Annotated in this window: 3 protein-coding genes; all 3 read right to left on the reverse strand. The window is 57.9% G+C overall.

All coding sequences use genetic code 11. The annotated features are described in order from the left end of the window. Positions 1 to 139: 139 nt before the first annotated feature. Complete coding sequence (locus tag NW819_RS07965) at positions 140 to 1,261, reverse strand: metal ABC transporter solute-binding protein, Zn/Mn family (protein ID WP_414413431.1); 1,122 nt, start codon at positions 1,259 to 1,261, stop codon at positions 140 to 142. A gap of 13 nt (positions 1,262 to 1,274) precedes the next feature. Continuing rightward, on the reverse strand, positions 1,275 to 1,718 hold the full coding sequence (locus tag NW819_RS07970; protein ID WP_414329195.1) for a SufE family protein: 444 nt from the start codon (positions 1,716 to 1,718) through the stop codon (positions 1,275 to 1,277). Between the two features lie 97 nt (positions 1,719 to 1,815). Then, entirely contained in the window at positions 1,816 to 2,991 is a 1,176-nt protein-coding gene (gene cfa / locus NW819_RS07975) for a cyclopropane fatty acyl phospholipid synthase (RefSeq protein WP_414413432.1), read from the reverse strand. Between the last annotated feature and the right edge of the window lie 54 nt (positions 2,992 to 3,045).

The raw sequence follows: 3,045 nt of genomic DNA on the forward strand, positions 1-3,045 counted from the left end.
TTGCCAGCGCCATTGGGGCCGACAATGGCCGTATGGGATCCCGCCCTCAGCTCAAATGACACATTCTGTACTGCCAAGCGGGATCCCCGATAGACCGTCAGCCCCTCCACGCGCAGGACAACCTCGCCGGAGCAGGAGATCATCGCCCCCTCGCCAGCAGGTGTTCGAGAGCAGCTTGGCCCAGCAGCGGCAATTGCAGGGGCAGGAAGGCCGTCTCCTTCTCAAAGGCCGAGATCAGATTATCCACGTTTTGCCGCAGGATGGTCAGGTAATATTCCGGCTCGATCCCCTCAGGGCCAGCGGTTTCGATGGGATCGAAAACGCGAACTTGGATCCCTAGGTCTCTGGCCAAAACCTCAAAGGGGTTGTTACTCCCCAGCTGCGGTTCCACCAGGATCGTCTTCAGGCCGGATGCCCGCACCGTCTCCATCACCCGCCGCACATCTTCGGGGGAGGGGCTGGCTTCAGGGATCTCCACCAAAAACTCAGCCTTGAGGTTGTAGCGCTCGGCAAAGTAGGGAGCAAAGTTGTGGAAAACTACAAAGCTTCTTCCGGCAAAGGGAGCTAGCCGAGCGGCAATCTCCTCATCCAAAGCCTTGAGCTTCTCGATAAAAGCAGCCGCATTGGCCTGGTAGATCTCTGCCCCCGCCGGATCTACAGAGATGAGGCCATCACGAATATTTTCCACCTGCTGAATGGCCCGCCTGGGATCCAGCCAAATGTGGGGGTTAAACTCGCCGTGGCTGTGCCCATGAGAGTGGCCATGGCCATGCCCGTGAGAATGGCCGTGACTGTGTCCATGAGAGTGTCCATGGCCGTGACCGTGGGAGTGCCCATGCTCTGGCTCCTCAGCCCGCAAAGTTGGGATCCCTTCGCTGCTGTCAACGATTTGCAATTGGGGGTTCCCAGCGCTGGCGATCAACCCTTCCAAAAACGTTTCCATACCCAACCCGTTGATCACCAGCACATCCGCCTGAGCCAGCAAACGAACCTCCTCGGGTCGAGCCTGAAAGTCGTGGGGCCCCATCTGAGGGGGAAGGAGTGGCGTGACTTCTGCCCGATCCCCGGCCACAGCACGGGTAAATTGCGTTATCGGCAAAATCGTGGTCACCACCTTTGGGGGGCCGGATCCCTGCTGGGCCCGGGACTCTTCTTGGCGCATCTGCAGGCTTCCCAGGATCCCGACCGAGAGGGCGGCCAGCAGCGAGACCAGCGATCGCACCGGTCGAGCCGAACGGATAGAGTTAGCTTGATCAGTCATGAGCCTGAATACCTCACAAGACAACAGAGACAGCAGAGCTGGAAGCAACTGACTTCCCAAAAGCCAAGGCCCTCTGCCGCAGCATCGAAAACATGCTCACCAGACCGTTGCTCCTGGAAGGGCTAAGGCTGAAATTGAGGCCCATCTCCCGCACAAACTCTGGGGAAACCCCCAAAATCTCTTCCGGCGCTAGGCCACTTAGCCCCTCCACCACAATGGCCACCAAACCCTTGACCAACTGAGCATCGGCATCCCCTTGGATGTAGACCTTGCCCTCCCTAAACTCGGTGGCCAGCCACACCCGCGAAGCGCAACCTCTGACTAGGTTCTCCTCCTTCCTCTCCGCTTCGGGAAAGGGTGGCAGGCGCTTGGCATAGGCTAGGAGAAGCTCATACTTCTGCCGCGAGGTCTTGGCCTTCTGGAAGCGATTGACAATTTGCTGCAGAGCTGCGGGCATCCCTCAGCTTGTCTAGAGTGAGAATGATAATCAAACTCATCATAACACCCCCACTCAGCGAGGGCGCAGGGGCACCTGCAAACTTTTGGGACTGTCGTTACCGAAGCGAGCGATAGCCGCCACTTACTCCCCGTGGTGAGAGGATCAGTTGCCAAAGTTGGCTGGCCCGGGCCTTGAAGCTACCGGCACTCATCAGGAGATAGAGCCGCCACATGCGGCGAAAGCGCTCATCGTAGCGGTCGGCTAATTTTGGCCATGCCTGCTCGAAATTGGCGTGCCAGGCTTTTAAGGTGGCCACGTAATTGATCCCAAAATTGTGCCAGTCTTCCAGCACAAATAAGCCCTCAAAGGCTGCAGTAATCAGATGAGGCGAGGGCAGCATCGAGTTGGGGAAAATGTAGCGCTCAATCCAGGGATCCCGCCCCTGGTAGGCCACGTTGCTGCCGATGGTGTGCAGAAGAAACAAGCCATTGTCGTTCAACAAGCGGCGGGCTACCTGCATAAACGTTCGGTAGTTTCGGTAGCCAACATGTTCAAACATGCCGACAGAAAGGATGCGATCAAACTTTCCCTGGGTCTGGCGATAGTCTTCTAACCGAATCTCGACCGGCAGGCCGCGGCAGCGTTCGCTGGCCAGTTTGGCTTGCTCTTTGGAAACAGTAATCCCCACAACCTGCACCCCGTAGCGTTCGGCCAGGTACTGGGCTGTGCCGCCCCAGCCACAGCCGATGTCGAGCACCCGCATGCCGGGTTGGAGTTCCAGCTTGCGGGCAATGAGGTCAAGCTTAGCTTCTTGGGCTTCATCCAGAGTTTGCGCGCCCCCATCCCAATAGGCACAGCTGTAGATCATGCGGCGATCCAGCATGGCCTCATAGAGATCGTTGCCAATGTCGTAGTGGCGCTGGCCAATGACGAATGCCCCCTTGCCCCGCTGGCGGTTGATGAGGCGACTGTCCAGCCCAAGTAGGGGCTGAGTTAGCCAACCCACCTGCTGCGGTGCCTGGGCAGTTAGGAGACGACAAACTAACTCATCAATGGCCTCGCAATCCCACCAGCCCTCCATGTAGGCCTCGCCAAAGCCCAGGGATCCATAGAGCAGGCAGCGCAGGTAGAGCCGCTCGTCGTGAACTTGAATATCCCAGGGCTGTGAGCCATTGAGGGTTATACCGGCAGCATCCAGAACTCGAAGCGCATACTGACGCGCCAGCCAGCGCAAGCTGTTGAGTCCTTTCCCCATCCCTAGGGATCCCTCACTGCAGGGAAACTGACTCAACAAATACACCCCAAGGTGGCAAGGGATCCAACAAGTTGTTTCCAATTTCTAGGG

It is taken from the genome of Synechococcus sp. R8-2, assembly GCF_047461715.1.
In the GTDB taxonomy this organism is placed as follows: domain Bacteria; phylum Cyanobacteriota; class Cyanobacteriia; order Thermostichales; family Thermostichaceae; genus Thermostichus.